2 protein-coding genes and 1 pseudogene are annotated in these 3,505 nt (G+C 71.9%); all 3 read right to left on the reverse strand.

What is annotated here, in order from left to right:
* Nucleotides 1–372: pseudogene (locus tag GUY60_RS35925) on the reverse strand (GNAT family N-acetyltransferase); the annotation flags it as partial.
* 248 nt (nucleotides 373–620) lie between these two features.
* Nucleotides 621–1,688: a GlxA family transcriptional regulator gene (locus GUY60_RS35930; protein ID WP_312866557.1), complete on the reverse strand. Its 1,068-nt coding sequence runs from the start codon at nucleotides 1,686–1,688 to the stop codon at nucleotides 621–623.
* A gap of 50 nt (nucleotides 1,689–1,738) precedes the next feature.
* Nucleotides 1,739–3,076, reverse strand: coding sequence for a DUF445 domain-containing protein (locus GUY60_RS35935; protein ID WP_376771358.1), 1,338 nt, complete (start codon nucleotides 3,074–3,076; stop codon nucleotides 1,739–1,741).
* Nucleotides 3,077–3,505 lie beyond the last annotated feature (429 nt).

A 3,505-nucleotide genomic window follows, 5' to 3' on the forward strand; every position in this document is an offset into this window, starting at 1 on the left:
GCGGCCCAGGCCCTGAGGGCGGGCGTGCCGGCGTACCGCCAGTTCGTCCAACTCCAGGGCGCCGACCAGGAGTTCCGCCACTCGGTCGCGGCCCAGCTGGGCCGCGACCTTCGCGTAGGTCGGGGTGTCCGGGAGGGACTTGGGGGTGAGCCAGGCGATGGCGAAGCCGTCGATGCCGGTGCGGGACTGGGACAGTACGGCGCGGAAGCCGGGGCGGCCCGCGGCGCTGCGGAGGCGGTAGTGGAACCGCTGAATGGTTTCCTCGTCCTCGTTCCACGGGGGCGCGGAGAACACCTCCGCGTACGCGTCCACCAGGTCTTCCGCGAGGTCGAGGACGGTCGCTCCGTAACAGATCACCTGTACATCTCCCACTGCTCTACGGCGGCCGGGCGTGCGCCCACTCTGCGGCGCGGCCACCGGCCGACGACCGTTACTGCGGCGACGGCGGTTCCGCTGTGTCCCAATCTAAGTCGTTTCCGTTGTGTGTGATGGTGCGGGGTGGGTTGTGGGGGTACGGAACGGTACCTACGTGATCTTCAACTGGCCCTGCGTGAAAGGGAGATGAGCACCTCACTTGCCAGATGAGCACCTCACTCGCTACCGGATCACACTGTCCCCGATCACCCCGGCCCGCGGCCAAACTTCGGCCGACTCCCGGGCGTGTCGCGCCGGTCCACCTCCGAGGAACCCCCAGGCCCCCGAAAAGTCACCCTGTACGCCCGAGGTGACACCCCGAGCGCCGCCTGGAAGTGCTGCCGCAGCGACGCGGCCGTGCCGAAGCCCGACTCGGCGGCGACGCGGTCCACCGTGTGGTCGGTCCCCTCCAGCAACTGCCGGGCACGCGCGAGGCGTTGCTGGGCGAGCCACTGCATCGGGGTCATGCCGGACTCGGCACGGAAACGGCGACTGAAGGTGCGTACGCTCATCGACTCGCGGTCCGCCAACTCCCCCAGCGTGAGCGGCTGTTCGAGCCGGGTCAGGGCCCAGGCGCGGGACGCGGACGTGGACGCGGAGTCCGGTTCGGCGACGGGGCGCGGGATGTACTGGGCCTGGCCGCCCTCGCGGTGCGGCGGGACCACCGTGCGGCGGGCCACGTCGGCGGCGACGGCCGCGCCGAAGTCTCGGCGGATCATGTGCAGGCACAGGTCGATGCCCGCGGCCTCGCCCGCCGAGGTGAGGACCCGGCCCTCGTCCACGTACAGGACCTCCGGCTCGACCCGGACCGTGGGGTACGTACGGGCGAAGTGGTCCGTGGAGAGCCAGTGCGTGGTGGCGCGGCGGCCGCCGAGGAGGCCATGGGCGGCGAGTACGAACGCGCCGGTGCAGATCGAGGCGATGCGCGCGCCGGGCGGGATCCGGTCGAGCGCGGCGGTGAGGGCGGGCGGCAGGCCGTCCTCGTACGACTCGTCCTCCTCGTGTGAGGCGGGCACCAGGACCGTGTCCGCGTGCTCAAGGGCCTCCGGGCCGTGGTCCGCGCGGATCGGGAAGTCGGCGTCCGTACGGATCATGCCGGGGACCGGCGCGCAGGTCACCACCGAGTAGAGCGGCTCACCGCGCACCGACCTGGCGGCGCCGAACAGCTGGTGCACCAGGCCGAGTTCCATCGGCAGCACCCCGTCGCGTACGAGAACGGCCACCCGGTGCGGCGACGCGGCCCCGGCCACCCCGTGCGGAGCAGACGCGGCCACCCGGGCGGGAGCAGACCCGCGCACCCCCCGCGCATCAGGCGCAGCCACCCTCACGCCCCCAGCGCCCGCGACACCGCGTAGATCGCCAGGCCCGCGAGGGAGCCGACGACCGTGCCGTTGATGCGGATGAACTGCAGGTCGCGGCCGATGTGCGCCTCGATCTTCTTCGAGGTGTGCTCGGCGTCCCAGCCGGCCACGGTGTCGGTGATCAGGGAGGTGATCTCGGAGCGGTACGTGGTGACCACGTACACCGCCGCGCCCTCCACCCAGCCGTCGACCTTGCGCCGCAGGACCGGGTCCGTGGAGAGCCGGGCGCCCAGCGAGAGCAGCGCGGCCCGTACCCGCAGGCGGAGTTCGCTGCGCTCGTCCTCGGCGGCGGAGACGATCATCGCGCGTACCGAGGACCAGGCGGAGGCGATCACGTCCTGCACCTCGCTCCGGCCCAGGATCTCGCTCTTGAGCCGCTCCACGCGGGCCCGGGTGTCACCGTCGGACTGCAGGTCGGCGGCGAAGTCGGTGAGGAAGCGGTCGATGGCACCGCGTGCCGGATGCTCGGGCATGTCCCGCATCTCGGTGACGAAGCGCAGCAGCTCCCGGTAGACCCGCTCACCGACCTTGCGGTCCACGAAGCGCGGCGTCCAGCCGGGGGCGCCGCCCTCCACCGCGTCCATCACGGAGTCGGCGTGCTCGACCAGCCAGTCGTGGGCGCGCACGCACACCAGGTCGACGACCCGGTGGTGGCCGCCGTCCGAGACGACGTTGTCGAGGGTCTTGCCGAGCCCCGGGGCGATCTCCACGGCGTCCGCGCGGCGCGTGATGGCCTCGCCCACGACGGCCTGTACGTCGGAGTCACGGAGCACCGTGAGGGCGCCGCGCAGCGCGGTGGACAGCTCGGCGGTGACCCGGTCGGCGTGATCGGGCTCGGCCAGCCAGGCGCCGAGCCGGGAGCCCAGGCCGACGGCGCGCAGGCGGCGGCGTACGACATCGGCGGAGAGGAAGTTCTCACCGACGAACTCGCCGAGCGATACGCCCAGTTGGTCCTTCTTCGTCGGGATGATCGCCGTGTGCGGGATGGGCAGGCCGAGCGGGCGCCGGAACAGCGCGGTGACCGCGAACCAGTCCGCGAGCGCGCCGACCATGCCGGCCTCGGCGGCCGCCGCGACATAGCCGGTCCAGGCGCCCGCGCCGGAGCTCTGCGCCCACTTCGCGAGTACGTAGACGAGCGCGACGAGGAGCAGCAGGCCGGTCGCCGTTGTCTTCATCCGGCGCACGCCGCGGCGTTTCTCCTCGTCGGCGGCGCTGTAGGCGAGACCGGGGCCGTTGCCGGGCCCGGCAACGGCCGCAGCGGCCGCAGCACCCTCGGTCGGCACCGAAGCACCCTCGGTCATCGTCGTAGCGCCGGATGAGTGACTGTTCGCTGGGGAATGCTGCCTCATGGCCGCTTCACCCGCTTCACCCGGTTCTTCCGCTTTCCCGCGTTCCATCCGCTCCACCGTCCACCCTTTCCCCCATTCATTGTCCCTACGTGACCTACTCCTGGAACGGAGCACGAGTTCCCGGCGTCTGTTCGGGCGGAGGGGGTGCCGTGCGCGCCCTCCGGACCCATGTACCAAAATGGGATTGTCGAACTGGAGCCACGGGCTCCCCTGCCCGAGGAGAAAAAGGCCGCATGACCAGGCGTAACGGTTATGCCCTGCTGGCTGCCCTCGTGGCCGTCGTAGTGCTGATCTCCGCGGCCATATACGTGGGGGTGTCCAGCGGCGACGCCCGCGACGACGACCTCCGGGCGGGCCCCCGCACGCCCCAGGGCTCCGCCG

The organism is Streptomyces boluensis (genome assembly GCF_009908195.1).
Classification (GTDB): Bacteria; Actinomycetota; Actinomycetes; order Streptomycetales; family Streptomycetaceae; genus Streptomyces; species Streptomyces boluensis.